This window comes from Yoonia sp. I 8.24 (genome assembly GCF_022096995.1).
Classification (GTDB): domain Bacteria; phylum Pseudomonadota; class Alphaproteobacteria; order Rhodobacterales; family Rhodobacteraceae; genus Yoonia.
The window spans coordinates 102168-117378 of the sequence record NZ_JACXGQ010000008.1 but is presented as its reverse complement, the minus strand read 5'-3'; the positions used below and the strand labels follow the sequence as shown (position 1 = coordinate 117378).

Genomic DNA, 15211 nt, shown 5'->3' with positions numbered 1-15211 from the left:
AACAGGCGTATTTGACCGATATGTATACAGTCGCAGCTCTCTATCACTTCACCCGTTTCGATGACCCTGCTGCATTGCAAGGGCCGCTTTTGGATCTCTGCAAATCGCAGGGGGTTAGCGGTACTTTGCTGCTGGCCAAAGAAGGGATCAACGGCACAATCGCCGGGGATCGTACAGGTATTGACGCAGTGATTGAGCATATCAAATCCCTGCCCGGCTGTGCTGATTTCGTCTGGAAAGAAAGCACCGCAACCGTGCCGCCGTTTCACCGGATGAAAGTGCGACTGAAGCGCGAGATCGTCACCATGGGCCAGCCCGATGTGGACCCAATCGCGAACGGCACCGGCCATTACGTTGAACCTGCTGATTGGAATGCGCTGATCAAGTCGCCCGATGTCGCCGTCATCGACACCCGCAATGACTACGAAGTTGCGATTGGCACTTTTGATGGGGCGATTGACCCGCTGACAAAGACCTTTGGTGAGTTTCCCGCATGGTGGGAAGAAAACAAAGACCGGTTCCATAACAAGCGCATTGCGATGTTCTGCACAGGGGGCATTCGTTGCGAAAAGTCGACGAACTTCTTGATGGGTCAAGGGGTTGAGGACGTCTATCACCTGAAAGGCGGCATTCTGAAATACCTTGAAGAGGTCCCACAAGAAGACAGCACATGGGACGGCGAATGCTTTGTGTTTGATGCGCGTGTCAGCGTCGGCCATGCGCTAAAAGAAGGCCCGCATATCCTGTGCTACGCCTGCCGACGCCCAATCCTGCCCGAAGATCGCAACCGCCCCGAATTCGAAGAAGGCGTCGCCTGCCACCAATGTGCGGCTGAAACATCGGACGAAGACAAAGGTCGTTTTCGCGAACGTCAAAAGCAGATTGCCTTGGCCAAAAAACGCGGGACGCACCATATCGGCGGGCTATAGTCGACAATCGTTGACCCACCAGCCTGAACCCCATATTCCGGTCGTGTCATCGACTGGAATCGAAACGATTTATGCCCCCGGCCTTTCTCACCTCAGCTGAATTGCGTGCGCAGGGCTTGGCCTTGTTGATTGGTGTTGCAGCGGGGGTCTGTGCGTTTTGGGTTGGACTGCCGTTGCCGTGGATGCTCGGCCCAATGATCGCGACGACAATTGCAGCCATGTCCCATGTTCCAGTGCGCGCCCCCATGCGTTTGCGCCCAATTGTGATCCCGATCATTGGTGTTTTACTGGGATCAAGCGTGACCGCGCAGGTCTTTGGTTTGTTACAAAACTGGGTCGTCTCATTGGTCGCTTTGCCCATCTTTCTGGCCATCGCCTCGGCCGCTTCATTTGCAGTCTACCGCCGGCTTGGCGGCTATGATCATATCACCGCGTTTTATGCCGCGATGCCCGGTGGGCTAAACGAAATGCTGATTATGGGCGAGCAAGCTGGCGGGGATGGGCGCCGCATTGCACTGGCCCATGCGGCACGCATCCTCGTTGTCATTGTGTTTGTCGCCTTGTTTTTTGGGCTCGTGCTTGGGGTTTCAAGCGGTGTGCGCGGTGCCACACAGTGGATACCGCTGGATGCGCTAACCGGGTTCGATTACGCCGTTCTCGCCACATGCGCTGTTCTGGGGAATTGGCTGGGAACGCGGCTGGGAATGCCAGCCGCACCCGTTTTCGGGCCAATGATCTTAAGCGCTGCGGCCCATATCGCAGGGGTGGTGACTGTATCGCCACCAACGGTGTTCATTATTGCAGCCCAAGTCACGATGGGCACGATCATTGGCAGTCGTTTTGCGGGTGCCAGTATCGCGCAGGTCGGTCGGGACATTGCGCTCGCAATGGTGGCGAGCGCTTGCATGCTTGTGGTTGCGGTGCTGTTTGCGCTTGGCATCGGCTGGGCAAGCGGCATCCCCATCAGCCAAGCATTCCTTGCCTATTCACCGGGCGGTCTGACCGAGATGTCGTTGCTGACGCTCGCGCTTGACCAAGACGTCACATATGTTTCTGTCATGCATATCTTGCGCATCACCTTCATCATTGCAGTGGCGCCAGCAATCTTTCGCATTTGGGTGGGGCGGTCCGGCAATCTGTAAGTCGTGATTTAGATCAACCTGCGGTGCAGCAAACGCATTAAGATAGGAAGACCTGAACAGGGAGTTGACCAGTGCCGCCTGAACCAAATCCACCGACGCTAAAACGTGCAATCGGGCTGCCATTGCTTGTGCTTTATGGGTTGGGCATTACCATTGGCGCCGGGATCTATGTGCTGATCGGTGAAACCGCTACGGTCGCAGGTGTTTATGCCCCCGCGGCATTTTTGGTCGCTGCATTTGTGATGAGCTTTAGCGCGCTTAGCTTTGCAGAGTTTTCGGGGCGTATTCCGCTTAGCGCTGGTGAGGCGCTTTATGTGGATGCGGCGTTTGGGTGGTCTTGGCTGACCTTGGCCGTTGGCCTGTCAATCATCTTTGCGGCAACCATATCAGCGGCGGCGATCAGCCTTGGCTGCGCGGGGTATGTTGCCGCGCTCGTGTCATTGCCGGAACCCGTTATCGTCGGTGCGATTGTCGTCACGATGGGGTGGATTGCCGCGTGCGGTGTCCATCAATCGGTCATGTTTGCGGCGATTTTGACGGTGATCGAAATCCTTGGGCTGCTCGTTATTATCGCAGCCGGATACCGCGCTGATCCGGCTATGCTGTCAGAAATGGGTCAGGTCATTCCACCGCTCGGCGACGGCCCCGCAATGGCGGCTGTTCTTGGCGCAAGCTTGATCGCGTTCTTTGCATTCATCGGGTTTGACGACGTCGTCAATATGGTCGAGGAAACTAAAAACCCCAATAAAACAATGCCCTGGGCCATTGGCATTTCACTGGTGTCGGTCACCGTGATCTATTTCTTGGTGATGCTTGTCGCAGTCCGCGCTGTTCCCGAAGACGAGTTGATCGCGTCAAAAGCCCCGATAGGATTGCTGTTTGAACGACTCACGGGTGTCTCGCCCGTGACCATCACCCTCGTTGCGATTGTCGCGACGATGAACGGCGTCGTGATCGAAATTATCATGGCAGCGCGCGTGGCATACGGGCTGGCCAAACGTGGGCGATTGCCAGCCAAATTGGCGCAAGTTTCACCAAGCCGACGCACTCCTCTAAACGCCACGGTCATCGTTACTGTCATCGTTCTCGTCGCTGCGCTTGCCGTGCCGCTCGATTTCCTCGTCTCGCTTACGTCACAGATCATCTTAGCGGTATTTTTCATGGTCAACGTCGCCTTGGTCCACGTCAAACGCAGGGGCGACCCTGCCCCAGACAATATCTTTACGGTCTCAATCATCTTCCCGATCATTGGGGCGATCAGCTGTTTGTTTCTGCTGCTAGGGCCGATTTGGATCAATTAACTGAACGGCTTTTCATAGACCGAGACGTGGAAGGTACTGTCGGCGGTAAAATCCTGTTTATCCCAGCCGCCCCAACGGTGTTTGCGCCGAAGCCCGGCCAAACGCGCCATCAGGTCGATTTCAGCTGGGTAAGCATAGCGCATGGGAAGCGGCACCAGCTTCATGCCATCCGCAGTGATGTGAACGCGCAGAAACGCAAAGATCTGTGCGACAGGATCATTTGTCACGGCCTCGATACACAGCCGATCCACCTCTAACTGCATTGTTTTGACCCGTTGGTTTTCCGTAAACCCCGTAAAATTGGGCACAAAGGTTTCGATGAGGAATGTCCCACCGGGTTTCAGATGCTTGGATACGTTTTCAAAACACCTGATCTGGGCCTCTTGGCTTGGTAGGTTGAACAATGTGTTGAAGACCAAAAATATATGATCAAACATACCTTCAATATCAACGTCGGCCATATCCCCAATCACGGTGGGGATCGCATCACCGCCAGGTTTCGCGCGCATCTTTGCGACCATTTCGGGTGAGGCTTCGATCCCCGAAACGGCAAATCCCATCTGTGACAACGGCAATGCAACGCGGCCTGTCCCGATAGCCAGTTCAAGAACCGCACCGCCTGCTGGGACCAAACCCGCAATCAATGCGACGGTTGCATCGGTTGTGCCGGGGTCATGTTGCGCGTCGTAGTCGGCGGCGTTCAGTTTCCCAAAAGTGTCGGACCTAAAATTGTCCATTGTCTTTATCCTTGCGCCATTCAATTGTGCGAGACCCTAGGGGTCACGCATCACAACGCAAGGAATTTCCGCACCCCCGGACCTTAGCCCGCGTCAGGAATTGTGAATTCGACACGGCGGTTGGCGGCACGCCCTTCGGGATTATCGGTGCCATCGTCGTTGAGATTTGGGAGAATAGGGTCGGCCTCGCCTACCCCTTGGGCCGTCAGGATATCAGCCGTCAGGTCAGTGTTTGCAATCAGCCAGTTACGCACCGCATCCGCACGCCGTTGCCCAAGCGCGAGATTATACGCATCATCCCCAACCGCGTCGGTGTGCCCTGTGATTTCAAGCGCGCCAACGCCATCGAGCTTTTCGGCCACGCCCGCGAGAACATCAAGCGCTTCGGGTTCAAGGGTCGCATCACCAAATGCGAACAAGACGTCTGACAGCATAACCATCGCGTCAACTTCACCTTCTTCGTTCACACGGACATCAAGCGACGGATCGGCGGCGGCAATTGCTGCAAGATCAGGGGTTTCCTCAGCCATTGCATCGGCTTCAGCCATCGCTTCATCGGCCATCGTCTCATCTTCTGCCATTTCCTCTACCAATTCATCAACGTCGGCCATGTCTTCGGCGATCAGTTCTTCGATGAGCTCTGGTGTGAATTCAGGCGCGGTTGCATCGGCATCTTGAGCGTGCAGCACACCGCCGGAAACCGCGACCAAAAGGGCAAGGGTCGATAGAGAGTAATTGTGCATTTGGGGTGCTCCATACAAATAGTGTGTGTGGAGGACCGTAGGTCAGCAATCGATGAAACGGAAATAAAGCTGAATCATATCCACGTCAGCCTTTGTTTCAGTTTCATCGATCAGCGTGATCGAAAATCAATCAGAAATCCAGATGTTCTACGTTGAGTGCGTTGTTTTGGATAAACTCGCGACGCGGCTCAACGACATCACCCATCAGCTTGGTAAAGAGGTCATCCGCCTCGGCGACATCTTCGACCTTCACTTGCAACAATGTGCGCGCATCTGGGTCCAACGTGGTTTCCCACAGCTGATCCGGATTCATCTCACCCAAGCCTTTATAACGCTGCAAAGACAGGCCCTTTTCGCCTTCATCTAAGATCGCCTTGAGCAGATCAAGCGGCCCGTGGATCAATTGGCTGCGGTCTTTGCGGACCAATGTTGCAGGCAGGTCGTAGACCTCTTGCAGGCTTTGGGTAAAGCTGCCGGTTTTGCGGGCCTCGCCAGAGCGCAACATACCACCATCCAACGTACGCACTTCTTCGACGCCACGCAAAATACGGGCCAAACGGATGCCTTTGTCTTGGGTGATGCGGCCTTGCCAGCCCCGTTCCCATTCAAGCGCGATCAGGTCCAAACGGGCCGCGACACGGTCAGCTGTGCCTTGCAGATCGTTTTCAACAACGCCCGGCACAAAGGCGCCCGCAATGGCTGCTTGTTCCAGAATGTGGCGCGGGTAATGCGTTGGGAACGCGTCTAAAACACGTTTCAATTGCCGCGCGAGATCAACCACGCGGCGCAAATCCGCGCCTGCAATTTCTTCGCCATTGCCCTGACGCAGCATCGCACCATCGATGCCTTGCTCGATCAGATATTCATCCATCGCGGCCTGATCTTTGAGGTAAACTTCAGACTTACCCCGCGACACCTTATAAAGCGGCGGCTGCGCGATATAGAGATACCCACCTTCGATCAGTTCGGGCATTTGACGGAAGAAGAACGTGAGCAAAAGCGTCCGAATATGGGCGCCATCGACATCCGCATCGGTCATGATGATGACCTTATGATAGCGCAACTTGTCGATGTTAAATTCGTCGCGACCGATGCCCGTACCAAGTGCCATGACCAATGTGCCGATTTCTTGGCTGTTCAGCATCCGGTCAAATCGCGCGCGTTCCACGTTCAGGATTTTACCTTTCAGCGGCAAAATCGCCTGCGTTTGGCGGTCACGACCCGTTTGGGCGGACCCCCCAGCAGAGTCACCCTCCACCAAGAAGACTTCGGTTTTAGCGGGGTCTTTTTCAGAACAATCTTTCAGTTTGGACGCGTTAAAATTCACATCCATCGCTGATTTACGGCGAATTTCGCGCGCTTTCCGGGCGGCCTCGCGGGCGGCTGCAGCCTCAACGATTTTGCTGATAATGGATTTGGCGACTGCCGGGTTTTCTTCAAACCATTCGTTCAGCTTTTCACCCATCAGGTTTTCAACGGCTGGGCGCACCTCTGAGCTGACCAATTTATCTTTGGTTTGGCTTGAGAATTTCGGATCTGGTACTTTGACAGAAAGCACGCAGGTCAAACCCTCGCGCGCGTCATCGCCAGTAAGAGAGACTTTCTCTTTCTTGGAAATGCCGGTTTCCGTCGCATATTTCGTGATTGCGCGGGTCAAAGCACCACGGAAACCAGCCAAATGCGTGCCGCCATCGCGCTGCGGAATGTTGTTCGTAAACGGCAGCACCATTTCATTGTAGCTGTCGTTCCACCACATCGCGACCTCAACCCCGATGTCATCACGTTCGCCGGTCACATAGATGGGTTCTTCCATCAAAGGTGTTTTCGACCGATCGAGGTATTTCACAAATTCTTTGACGCCGCCGTCATAAAACAGATCCGCCTTCAGTGGTTCAGCGGGGCGTAGGTCTTGCAAGATAATCCGCACACCAGAATTCAAAAACGCGAGTTCACGCAGGCGTTTTTCGAGAATGTTAAATTCAAAATCACGGTTACTGAATGTTTCGGTTGAGGCAAGGAACGTCACCTCGGTGCCTTTGCGCCCGTTAGCATCGCCCATGACTTTCAGGTGTTCGGTGGTGAAACCACCCTCAAACCGTGCATAGTGTTCTTTGTCGTCGCGCCAGATGCGCAGTTCAAGGAAATCAGACAGGGCGTTCACAACGGACACGCCAACGCCGTGCAGACCGCCGGAGACCTTGTAAGAATTGCTGTCGAACTTACCACCTGCATGCAGCTGGGTCATGATGACCTCGGCGGCAGAGACGCCTTCTTCTTCGTGAATACCCACGGGAATACCGCGGCCGTTATCGCCAACGGTGACCGACCCATCGGCATTAATATTGACGTAAACATGGTCGGCGTGACCGGCTAAAGCTTCGTCAATCCCGTTGTCTACGACCTCATACACCATATGGTGCAAACCAGAGCCGTCATCCGTGTCCCCGATATACATGCCGGGGCGCTTACGGACCGCCTCTAAGCCTTTGAGAACCTTAATCGAATCGGCGCCGTAGTCATCTGGTTTCTTGGTGTCGTCGACCATGTGCATTTTCCCGTGTCACTATGCGCAAAATATATGCGATTTAGGCATGGTTGTCACGCAACTGACACAAGATTTTGTGGTTTTTAGCCGATCATTGGTCAGGGCAAATCTAGCGCAAAAAAGAGAGACGATTGCTGGCCTAAAATTGCACCTAAGTCAGCGCAATAACGCAGCCAACGCCGATCAAAAGCCAGCCCGCGGTCAGGTTCATCCGCCGCACTGCGACAGCTGATTTTAGCAACCCGCGCACCTTGTCCACACTGAGCCCAAGGATCAGGTTGCCCATCAACGGCACGACGAAGCTCAGCGTGCAGATCGCCACGATATCTAGCGCTGTCATCTGCGTTAGATCAAAGAAACCCGGCAAGATGCCCATGTAAAACAGCGCCGCTTTCGGGTTTCCGATGATCACGGCCAATCCAGCAACGAAACCGGCCCACATGCCCGGACGGGTCAACCGGCTGTTGTTCGACAGGGACTTATCCGCCGATCGGATCAAGAGACCCCCCATCAATACAAAGACGACGACCGCAACCCAGCGCAGCACATCCATGAACCACGCAAACTCTGACACCAGCCAGCTTACACCTAATACGGCAACCAACGGCCATAGGATATCGCCAATTGCCACGCCCAAGGCCAGTGGCCAAGCGGCTTGGAACCCGCCTGACATCGACCGCGCCAAGAGCGCGACCCAAACCGGGCCGGGTGTTAAGAACAGAACAAATAGCGCGCCTGCGTATAGCAGTAGATCAGAGGGTGAAACCGTCATTGCGCGGGCAACGTCAGGCTACCGTCGGCGTTCAACGGCCAAAACGGGTTATATGCGACTTCCCAAACGTGCCCGTCAGGGTCTGCGTAATAGCCTGAATACCCGCCCCAAAACACCTTTTCCGGGGATTTCAGTGCGGTTGCACCGACGTCCAACGCGGCGGCGTAGGCCGCATCAACCTCGCTTTCGGTTTCAAAATTTTGCGCAAGCGTCATCGCACCCGTGCCAAGCTTTGTGCCGGGCCGCCCTTGATCTTTGGCCAACGCATCCAAGCCGAAAAACCCCAAGACCATGCCGTTGATTTGATAGAAAACGACAGTTTCCGTTTCCGAAGTCGGCGCCCACCCCAACGCACCATAGAAGGCTTTCGCTCGGTTCAAATCCGCGACGCCCAATGTGATCAACGTAACCCGCTGCGGTGTCATTGGCTTTCCTTTCGGTTCAGGGTCGATTGCCCTTCGACTTCGGTCACTTCGGCATATTGGGCACGATCGCCCAGTTCCGCAAATAATTCTGCCCCGGTGCCTGTCATAAACGCCTGCGCCCCGAGATTGCAGATTTCATCATAAAGTGCTGCGCGACGTGTGGCGTCAAGGTGCGCTGCGACCTCATCAAGCAACAAAATCGGCGGCGCACCAAAATCATCCGCGAGCGCGCGACAGTTGGCCAAAATCAGACTGATCAACAATGCCTTTTGTTCGCCCGTCGAACAATCTTTGGCATCGACACCTTTATCCGCGAAGACCGCTTTTAAATCAGCGCGATGCGGCCCGATCAACGTGCGCCCAGCGACCATGTCACGGCTGCGGTTATCCGCGAGCATCGCGCGCATATCATCGGGGATTGGATCGGGGCTGATTAACGTCAAGTGCGCCGTTGGAAAAGCCGTGACCGCCGCCTCTTGCGCCTGTGACAGCGCAGCAATCGTGCCCCTGCGGTTTGCTTGGATCACCGCACCCGCATCAGCCATTTGCGCTTCGAGCACCGTGTACCAATGCGCGTCACGCACCATATCCTTGAGCAGCCGGTTCCGTTCACGCATTGCTTTTTCGTAGGACAAAACCGCCTCGGCGTGGCGCGGTTCAAAGCTAAGCGTCGCGCGGTCCAAAAAACGCCGTCGCCCATCGGCCCCCTCGATCCAAAGCCGATCCATTGCAGGCACCAGCCAAAGAATACGCGCGACCCGGCCAAGCGCGATCTGTGGCGCGGATTTTCCATCAATGCGGAGCTGTCGTGCGCCCCCCGCCTCGGCCCAAGTTTCAAGCTCGTGAGTTTGATCAAGAGATTGCAGCGCTGCGGTGATTTTCCAGCCTAGCGCTTCGGGCCTACGGACCAAATTATCCGTCGCTGCCCGACGCATTCCGCGCCCCGGCGACAACAATGATATGGCTTCGATCAGATTGGTTTTGCCTGCACCATTTGGACCAAACAGGGCAAGCGGGCGCGCGTCAAGGTCAAGCACCACACGTTTGTGGGACCGAAAGTGCGAAAGCGCCACCTGCGTAAACGAAAGGCCCGTCATATCGGTCGGCACGGATTTGGCATAAACCCTCGAGCAGAAATTCTAAGAATTTCAGCCCCCGTCAAACCCGCATCGGCATGACAACATAAACTGCTGACATATCATTGCCTTCGCGCATCAGCGTTGGGTCGCCCGATGAATTGAACATGAACACGGCGTTTTCGCGGTCCACTTGGCTTGCAATTTCGAGCAGATATTTCGCGTTAAACCCGATTTCCAACCGTTCATCGCCATAAGCGACTGCCAGCTCTTCTTCGGCGGCACCGCTATCGGGCGCGTTGACCGAAAGGATCAAACGATCTTCATCCAATGACAATTTCACCGCGCGTGATCGTTCAGATGACACGGTCGCAACACGGTCGACCGCCTTCGCAAATTCGCTTGCATCAACTTCCATCCGGCGTGTGTTGCCCTGCGGGATGACGCGTGTGTAGTCCGGGAAGGTGCCGTCGATGACCTTTGAAATCAACGTGATGTCAGGTGTCGCAAAGCGGATTTTTGTTTCCGAAACCGACACCGCGATTTTCATTTCGTCGTCGTCCAGCAGCTTGCGCAGCTCACCTACGGTTTTACGTGGGACGATCACGCCAGCCATTTCAGCAGCCCCTTCGGGCAGTTCGGCATCGATCCGCGCCAAGCGGTGGCCATCAGTCGCCACGCAGCGCAGCACCTTGCCGCCATCGCTTTCGGCGACATGCATGTAAACGCCGTTCAGGTAATACCGCGTTTCTTCGGTCGAAATCGCGAACTTTGATTTATCGAACAAACGACGCAGCACAGGCGCAGGCGCTGCAAAATTCGCCGCGTATTCCGATGTCGCCATCACCGGGAAATCTTCTTTGGGCAATGTCGCGAGCGAGAAGTTCGACCGCCCTGCTTCAATCGTCAAACGGCCAGATGCACCATCTTCGGTCAATGAGACAAGCGCACCATCGGGCAATTTGCGTACAATTTCGTTCAGCGTGACGGCCGAAACTGTGGTCGCACCGGGGCGTTCCACCACGGCCGGGGCACGGTCGACAACTTCGATATCAAGATCAGTGGCGCGGAATTGCACCTCCGCGCCTTCGGCTTCGATCAGCACGTTGGCGAGGATCGGAATTGTATTGCGCCGCTCTACGACAGATTGGGCCTGTGCAACCGCCTTTAACAGGGCTGCGCGTTCGATGCTGAATTTCATGTCCCAATGCTCCGCATAATCTTGGTGGCTTGGCTGCCGGGACGGGAAATGTACTGCATTTCTCCGGCGGCTCAAGTGCTTTTATGCGACTGTTAACGATGGGCACAGCCGCGTCAAGCTAGGTTACTCTTCGAGCGCGCGCCGCAGCAGTTCAAGGTCATCCGCGATTTGGCTATCGGTGACTTTCAACTCTTCGATCCGCTTTACGCCGTGCATGACAGTTGTGTGGTCACGCCCACCAAATCGACGCCCGATTTCAGGCAATGACCGACTGGTCATACGTTTTGCCAAGAACATCGCAATCTGACGTGGACGTGCATAGTTGCGCACACGTTTGGGGCCGATCATATCAGACAGGCGGATGTTGTAATGCTCGGAAACCTTACGCTGAATTTCTTCGACGGTGACCTTGCGATCAGAAGCTTTTAGCACATCTGATAGGCAGTCTTGCGTCAGTTCCAGCGTGATTTCGCGCCCCACAAGCGAAGCAAATGCGAAAAGGCGGGTCAGCGCACCTTCGAGCACACGGACATTGGTTGAAATACGGTGCGCTAGAAATTCCAGAACACCCGGTGCGATTTCAAGATCAGGGTACTGCGCGGCGTATACATCGACCTTCGACTGCAGGATGCCCAAACGCAGTTCGTAATCGGTTGGGTGCAGATCCACGACCAAGCCACATTGCAGGCGTGATTTAATCCGCTCTTCAAGATCTTTGATTTCGCCAGGCGCGCGGTCAGCCGAGATGATGATCTGTTTTTGGCCGTCAACCAACGCGTTGAACGTGTGAAAAAACTCTTCTTGGGTGCTGTCTTTGCCGCCAATGAATTGCACATCATCGACCATCAGCACGTCAACCGACCGGAACAGTTGTTTAAAATCCATCATTTTGCGTTCGCGCAGAGCGGTGATGAAACGGTACATGAATTGTTCAGCTGACAGGTACAGCACGTTTAGTTCGGGCGAACGCTGTTTTAGTTCATGCGCAATGGCATGCATCAGGTGGGTTTTACCAAGCCCGACGCCACCGTATAAAAACAAGGGGTTAAATGTCACCGGACCGCCATCAGCCACACGGCGCGCGGCCGCATGGGCCAATTCATTGGGTTTGCCGACGACAAAAGTATCGAAGGTAAACCGCTGATCCAGCGGCGCGCCAGAAATGTCAGCCGTCGCCGTGGGTTTTGGCGCGGGGGTAGCTTTGGGGGCTGCCGCAGCAGGTGCGCTTTTCGCAGGCACCGCAAATTCGAGCCGCCGAACGGAGGCGCCCGTCTGGTTCATGTGATAGATAATCTGGTCGCCAAAATTTTGCGAAACATAGTTACCAATAAAATTTGTTGGCACGTGAAATGTCATCACGCCTGCTGAAATATCTGAAAAGGCAAGCGGTTCAATCCAGCTTGAAAAATTGTTCACCCCAAGTGCCGCCTTTAAGGTTGATTGCACTTTTGCCCAAGTTTCGTTCGTCATCTTAGATATATGTCCCCACACACATGTCGCCACCTTTGAGGCAAGCGCCCCAAACGATCCACATGTTTCAAAAGACAAAAGATCACCTGTGCTTAAGCGTGTCCCCACTTAAACAAGTCTTGTTTGTCAATTTCATAGGCCTGGACGCTTACATGCCAAGCAAATTTGGCAGCAAGACGCCTGAGCGGCAGACAAGGCAACATAACCGACAAGATCACCAAAGAGCAGCCTTTGATAACCGTGCAGACCTGCGTTGTTTGCGGTAGCTACAAAGAATGATGTAGCACCCGCCAGCGCAGCATGAGATTTGTGACAGTACAATTTAGCGCAGAAAAACAAAGCTATTCTGCACCAACATACTGCCAATCCCTCATGTCCCCCCGGAACGATGTGAATCGCTCAGCTAAACTAGCAAGCTCTTTGCCGAGGCTTCAACACAACATCGTCCTTGACTCTAAGATTGCGTGAAAAGAATCTATCTGTCCGCGAAAATCGGAGAAATTAAGCGCAAAAACACAACACTTGCGCAAAAAAAGACGCGCCCTGTTACGGACGCGTCTTTTAGCAAAAATCCGCCAAGGCGGTATAGAATCAGAATGCTTATGCGATCGCTTTCACACGTGACGCCAAGCGCGAGATTTTGCGCGCGGCTGTGTTTTTGTGAACAACGCCTTTTGTGACACCGCGCATCAATTCTGGCTGTGCCGCTTTCAATGCTGCGGTTGCGGCGTCTTTGTCGCCAGATGCAATCGCTTCTTCAACAAAACGCAGGTATGTGCGGATACGTGAACGGCGCATTTTGTTGACTGCGAAACGTGCTTCGTTCTGACGAGCGCGTTTTTTCGCTTGTGGTGTATTTGCCATGAGGTCTTTCCCTTCGTCGGGTCAAATTAAAATTCAATAGCGCAATAAGCCCCGACCGGGTTCAGAACCGGTTGTTCTGGCCAAAGCGGGCCTCACGCGCATGTACGCCGCAGCGCATAGGCCACTTTCATCAACAATGCAACGCCAATTTACAAGATCAATACACCCGCTTTGAATAGTCCTGATACAATTCCTCTAGCTCTTCGATTTTGTGCAGCTTCACCGCTAACAAATGATAGAGCGCAGTCCGGTCTTCAATACTTGTTGTCTCGCCCGCCGACACGGCGTCCAAAATTCTACGAATATCAGACCAGTCTTGCGCGATTTCATCGAGCGACGCCGCAATTTCAGGTGTCGGCGCTGGGCGCAGGCCGAGCTCAGGAAGCCCGTTGGTTAACCCCTCCATGCTCGCTTCAAAATGCCCAATCGTTTTATGCAAATCTGCAACCATTTCTTCGTTACCTTCGCCAGCCCATGTCCGGCAAGATTCATATGCAATACGCTGAGTAAACATTGCCATGCGCCCCGACACTTCAAGATTAAGCATATCAGATTGCAGCAGTTCGACCGGGTTAGAGTATTCGGCCTCGATTTCTACCAATAGATGATAGGTCGCATCCAGCATTGGGTCAGCTGAAGCATAGACCAGCATCGCCGCATCAAGATCGCGAGGTTCATTCAATACGCTTATGGCAGCATCATGAATGGGCTCCCACACGTGGATCAACTCATTAATTTCACGCACAACCTGCGGTAAACGCTCTGCGCCGATAATACCAAGGTTCTCATTTCCATCGCGCAAAGCGACGATCGCAAGATCAAAATGCGCGATACTAGCGCTAAGCAATTCGCGTGCTTCTTCGACGTCCACATCATGCGAAAGGTAGCAAACAGCGGCGGGTATCTCTTGTGAAAGAGTTCGCAAAAGATCTGCCGCGACAACACGATTCGCCGCACCATAGTCCGAAATAATGGCCGTTTGTTCGATCTGAATAAAATGGTCCAAGAATTGATCGGCGGTGGCATCACCTGTCTGCAAAAGAACCGACAACGAGACCGAAGCGGCCGGCAAAATGGGTGCCCCAAAATATGACATGTCTTCCCTTTCCTAATACTTCCACTAATCAAGCCATTGAACTCGCTCGATTCGATTATAAAGATATGGTTTAGGTGGAAAACGTCATCAATAAGGCAACCTCCAGTTTAGTTAAAACTTTAACGGTCGCGAAATTGGGGTTCACGCTTTTCAAGAAAGGCGGCCATGCCTTCGGACTGGTCTTCTGTCGCAAACAACGACTGAAACAACCGCCGTTCATACCGCAAACCTTCAGCCAAGGTCGTTTCATAAGCCCGATCCACGGCTTCCTTGGCGGCGATCACGGCAATTTGGGACTTCTCCGCGATTTTCTCTGCGGTCGCGCGTGCTTCGGCCATCAGTTTTTTTGCGGGAACCACGCGGCTCGCAAGCCCGCTGCTTTCTGCCTCTTGCGCATCCATAAAGCGGCCTGTCAGATGCATTTCCATCGACTTGGCCTTGCCGACAAAACGCGTCAACCGCTGCGTTCCGCCAAGGCCTGCGATGACACCAAGATTGATTTCAGGCTGCCCAAATTTAGCGTTATCCGCCGCAAGGATGAAATCACACATCATCGCCAATTCGCAGCCACCGCCCAGCGCATAACCAGCAACAGCCGCAATAATTGGCTTGCGTGTGTTGTTAAAACGGGTGGTTTCGCTCTCGAAAAAGCGCGTCGTGTACATATCAACAAAACTTTTGTCCGACATTTCAGAAATATCGGCGCCAGCGGCAAAAGCTTTCTCTGATCCGGTGATGATGATGCAGCGCACCTTGTCGTTTGCGTCAGCTTGTTCCAGCGCCGTGCAGAGTTCACGCAACAACGGCCCGTTCAGGGCATTCATCGCATTGGGACGGTTCAATGTGATTGTCGCAATTGCATCACTGATGTCTACAATGATCATTTCAAAGGCCATGCTTGTGCTTTCTG

14 protein-coding genes are annotated in these 15211 nt (G+C 54.0%); 3 read left to right on the top strand and 11 right to left on the bottom strand.

Going from position 1 to position 15211, the window contains the following annotated elements; genetic code table 11:
• Positions 1-20: 20 nt before the first annotated feature.
• The 3 genes from Yoon_RS15465 (at position 21) to Yoon_RS15455 (ending at position 3372) form a co-directional block, all read left to right on the top strand.
• Complete coding sequence (locus Yoon_RS15465; RefSeq protein ID WP_238113407.1) at positions 21-929, top strand: rhodanese-related sulfurtransferase; 909 nt, start codon at positions 21-23, stop codon at positions 927-929.
• Positions 930-1000: 71 nt separating this feature from the next.
• A complete protein-coding gene (locus tag Yoon_RS15460; RefSeq protein ID WP_238113405.1) occupies positions 1001-2071 on the top strand; it encodes an AbrB family transcriptional regulator in 1071 nt (356 codons plus the stop codon).
• 71 nt (positions 2072-2142) lie between these two features.
• Entirely contained in the window at positions 2143-3372 is a 1230-nt protein-coding gene (locus tag Yoon_RS15455; protein WP_238113403.1) for an amino acid permease, read from the top strand.
• On the opposite strand, the gene Yoon_RS15450 is transcribed toward Yoon_RS15455, so the two are convergent.
• The 11 genes from Yoon_RS15450 to Yoon_RS15400 all read right to left on the bottom strand — a co-directional run bounded on the left by Yoon_RS15450 (position 3369) and on the right by Yoon_RS15400 (position 15197).
• The gene (locus Yoon_RS15450) at positions 3369-4109 is read right to left on the bottom strand and encodes a bifunctional 2-polyprenyl-6-hydroxyphenol methylase/3-demethylubiquinol 3-O-methyltransferase UbiG (RefSeq protein WP_238113401.1); all 741 of its coding nucleotides are present in this window, start codon (positions 4107-4109) and stop codon (positions 3369-3371) included. The genes Yoon_RS15455 and Yoon_RS15450 overlap by 4 nt on opposite strands.
• 83 nt (positions 4110-4192) lie before the next feature.
• Positions 4193-4852, bottom strand: coding sequence for an OmpA family protein (locus Yoon_RS15445; RefSeq protein ID WP_238113400.1), 660 nt, complete (start codon positions 4850-4852; stop codon positions 4193-4195).
• Positions 4853-4982: 130 nt separating this feature from the next.
• Positions 4983-7397, bottom strand: coding sequence for a DNA topoisomerase (ATP-hydrolyzing) subunit B (gene gyrB / locus Yoon_RS15440; RefSeq protein WP_238113399.1), 2415 nt, complete (start codon positions 7395-7397; stop codon positions 4983-4985).
• A 151-nt stretch (positions 7398-7548) separates the two neighbouring features.
• Positions 7549-8169, bottom strand: coding sequence for a LysE family translocator (locus Yoon_RS15435; RefSeq protein ID WP_238113398.1), 621 nt, complete (start codon positions 8167-8169; stop codon positions 7549-7551).
• Positions 8166-8594 (bottom strand): VOC family protein, encoded by a 429-nt coding sequence (locus Yoon_RS15430; RefSeq protein ID WP_238113397.1) that lies wholly within the window; start codon positions 8592-8594, stop codon positions 8166-8168. Before Yoon_RS15430 ends, Yoon_RS15435 begins: the two co-directional genes overlap by 4 nt.
• Positions 8591-9691, bottom strand: a complete 1101-nt coding sequence (recF, locus tag Yoon_RS15425) for a DNA replication/repair protein RecF (RefSeq protein ID WP_238113464.1) — start codon at positions 9689-9691, stop codon at positions 8591-8593. Before recF ends, Yoon_RS15430 begins: the two co-directional genes overlap by 4 nt.
• Before the next feature lie 61 nt (positions 9692-9752).
• Positions 9753-10871, bottom strand: a complete 1119-nt coding sequence (gene dnaN, locus Yoon_RS15420; RefSeq protein WP_113776779.1) for a DNA polymerase III subunit beta — start codon at positions 10869-10871, stop codon at positions 9753-9755.
• A gap of 123 nt (positions 10872-10994) precedes the next feature.
• Entirely contained in the window at positions 10995-12341 is a 1347-nt protein-coding gene (gene dnaA / locus Yoon_RS15415) for a chromosomal replication initiator protein DnaA (RefSeq protein WP_238113396.1), read from the bottom strand.
• A 600-nt stretch (positions 12342-12941) separates the two neighbouring features.
• Entirely contained in the window at positions 12942-13205 is a 264-nt protein-coding gene (gene rpsT / locus Yoon_RS15410) for a 30S ribosomal protein S20 (RefSeq protein WP_238113395.1), read from the bottom strand.
• A gap of 157 nt (positions 13206-13362) precedes the next feature.
• On the bottom strand, positions 13363-14301 hold the full coding sequence (locus tag Yoon_RS15405; RefSeq protein ID WP_238113394.1) for a type IV pili methyl-accepting chemotaxis transducer N-terminal domain-containing protein: 939 nt from the start codon (positions 14299-14301) through the stop codon (positions 13363-13365).
• 119 nt (positions 14302-14420) lie between these two features.
• A complete protein-coding gene (locus Yoon_RS15400; protein WP_238113463.1) occupies positions 14421-15197 on the bottom strand; it encodes an enoyl-CoA hydratase in 777 nt (258 codons plus the stop codon).
• Positions 15198-15211: the final 14 nt, after the last annotated feature.

Bases quoted from the DNA above. Each gene is read 5' to 3' on its own strand.
- Yoon_RS15445 (WP_238113400.1), bottom strand. From the start codon at position 4,852: ATGCACAATTACTCTCTATCGACCCTTGCCCTTTTGGTCGCGGTTTCC.
- Yoon_RS15450 (WP_238113401.1), bottom strand. From the start codon at position 4,109: ATGGACAATTTTAGGTCCGACACTTTTGGGAAACTGAACGCCGCCGAC.
- dnaA (WP_238113396.1), bottom strand. From the start codon at position 12,341: ATGACGAACGAAACTTGGGCAAAAGTGCAATCAACCTTAAAGGCGGCA.
- Yoon_RS15430 (WP_238113397.1), bottom strand. From the start codon at position 8,594: ATGACACCGCAGCGGGTTACGTTGATCACATTGGGCGTCGCGGATTTG.
- Yoon_RS15435 (WP_238113398.1), bottom strand. From the start codon at position 8,169: ATGACGGTTTCACCCTCTGATCTACTGCTATACGCAGGCGCGCTATTT.
- Yoon_RS15465 (WP_238113407.1), top strand. From the start codon at position 21: ATGTATACAGTCGCAGCTCTCTATCACTTCACCCGTTTCGATGACCCT.
- recF (WP_238113464.1), bottom strand. From the start codon at position 9,691: ATGACGGGCCTTTCGTTTACGCAGGTGGCGCTTTCGCACTTTCGGTCC.
- rpsT (WP_238113395.1), bottom strand. From the start codon at position 13,205: ATGGCAAATACACCACAAGCGAAAAAACGCGCTCGTCAGAACGAAGCA.
- gyrB (WP_238113399.1), bottom strand. From the start codon at position 7,397: ATGGTCGACGACACCAAGAAACCAGATGACTACGGCGCCGATTCGATT.
- dnaN (WP_113776779.1), bottom strand. From the start codon at position 10,871: ATGAAATTCAGCATCGAACGCGCAGCCCTGTTAAAGGCGGTTGCACAG.
- Yoon_RS15400 (WP_238113463.1), bottom strand. From the start codon at position 15,197: ATGGCCTTTGAAATGATCATTGTAGACATCAGTGATGCAATTGCGACA.
- Yoon_RS15460 (WP_238113405.1), top strand. From the start codon at position 1,001: ATGCCCCCGGCCTTTCTCACCTCAGCTGAATTGCGTGCGCAGGGCTTG.
- Yoon_RS15405 (WP_238113394.1), bottom strand. From the start codon at position 14,301: ATGTCATATTTTGGGGCACCCATTTTGCCGGCCGCTTCGGTCTCGTTG.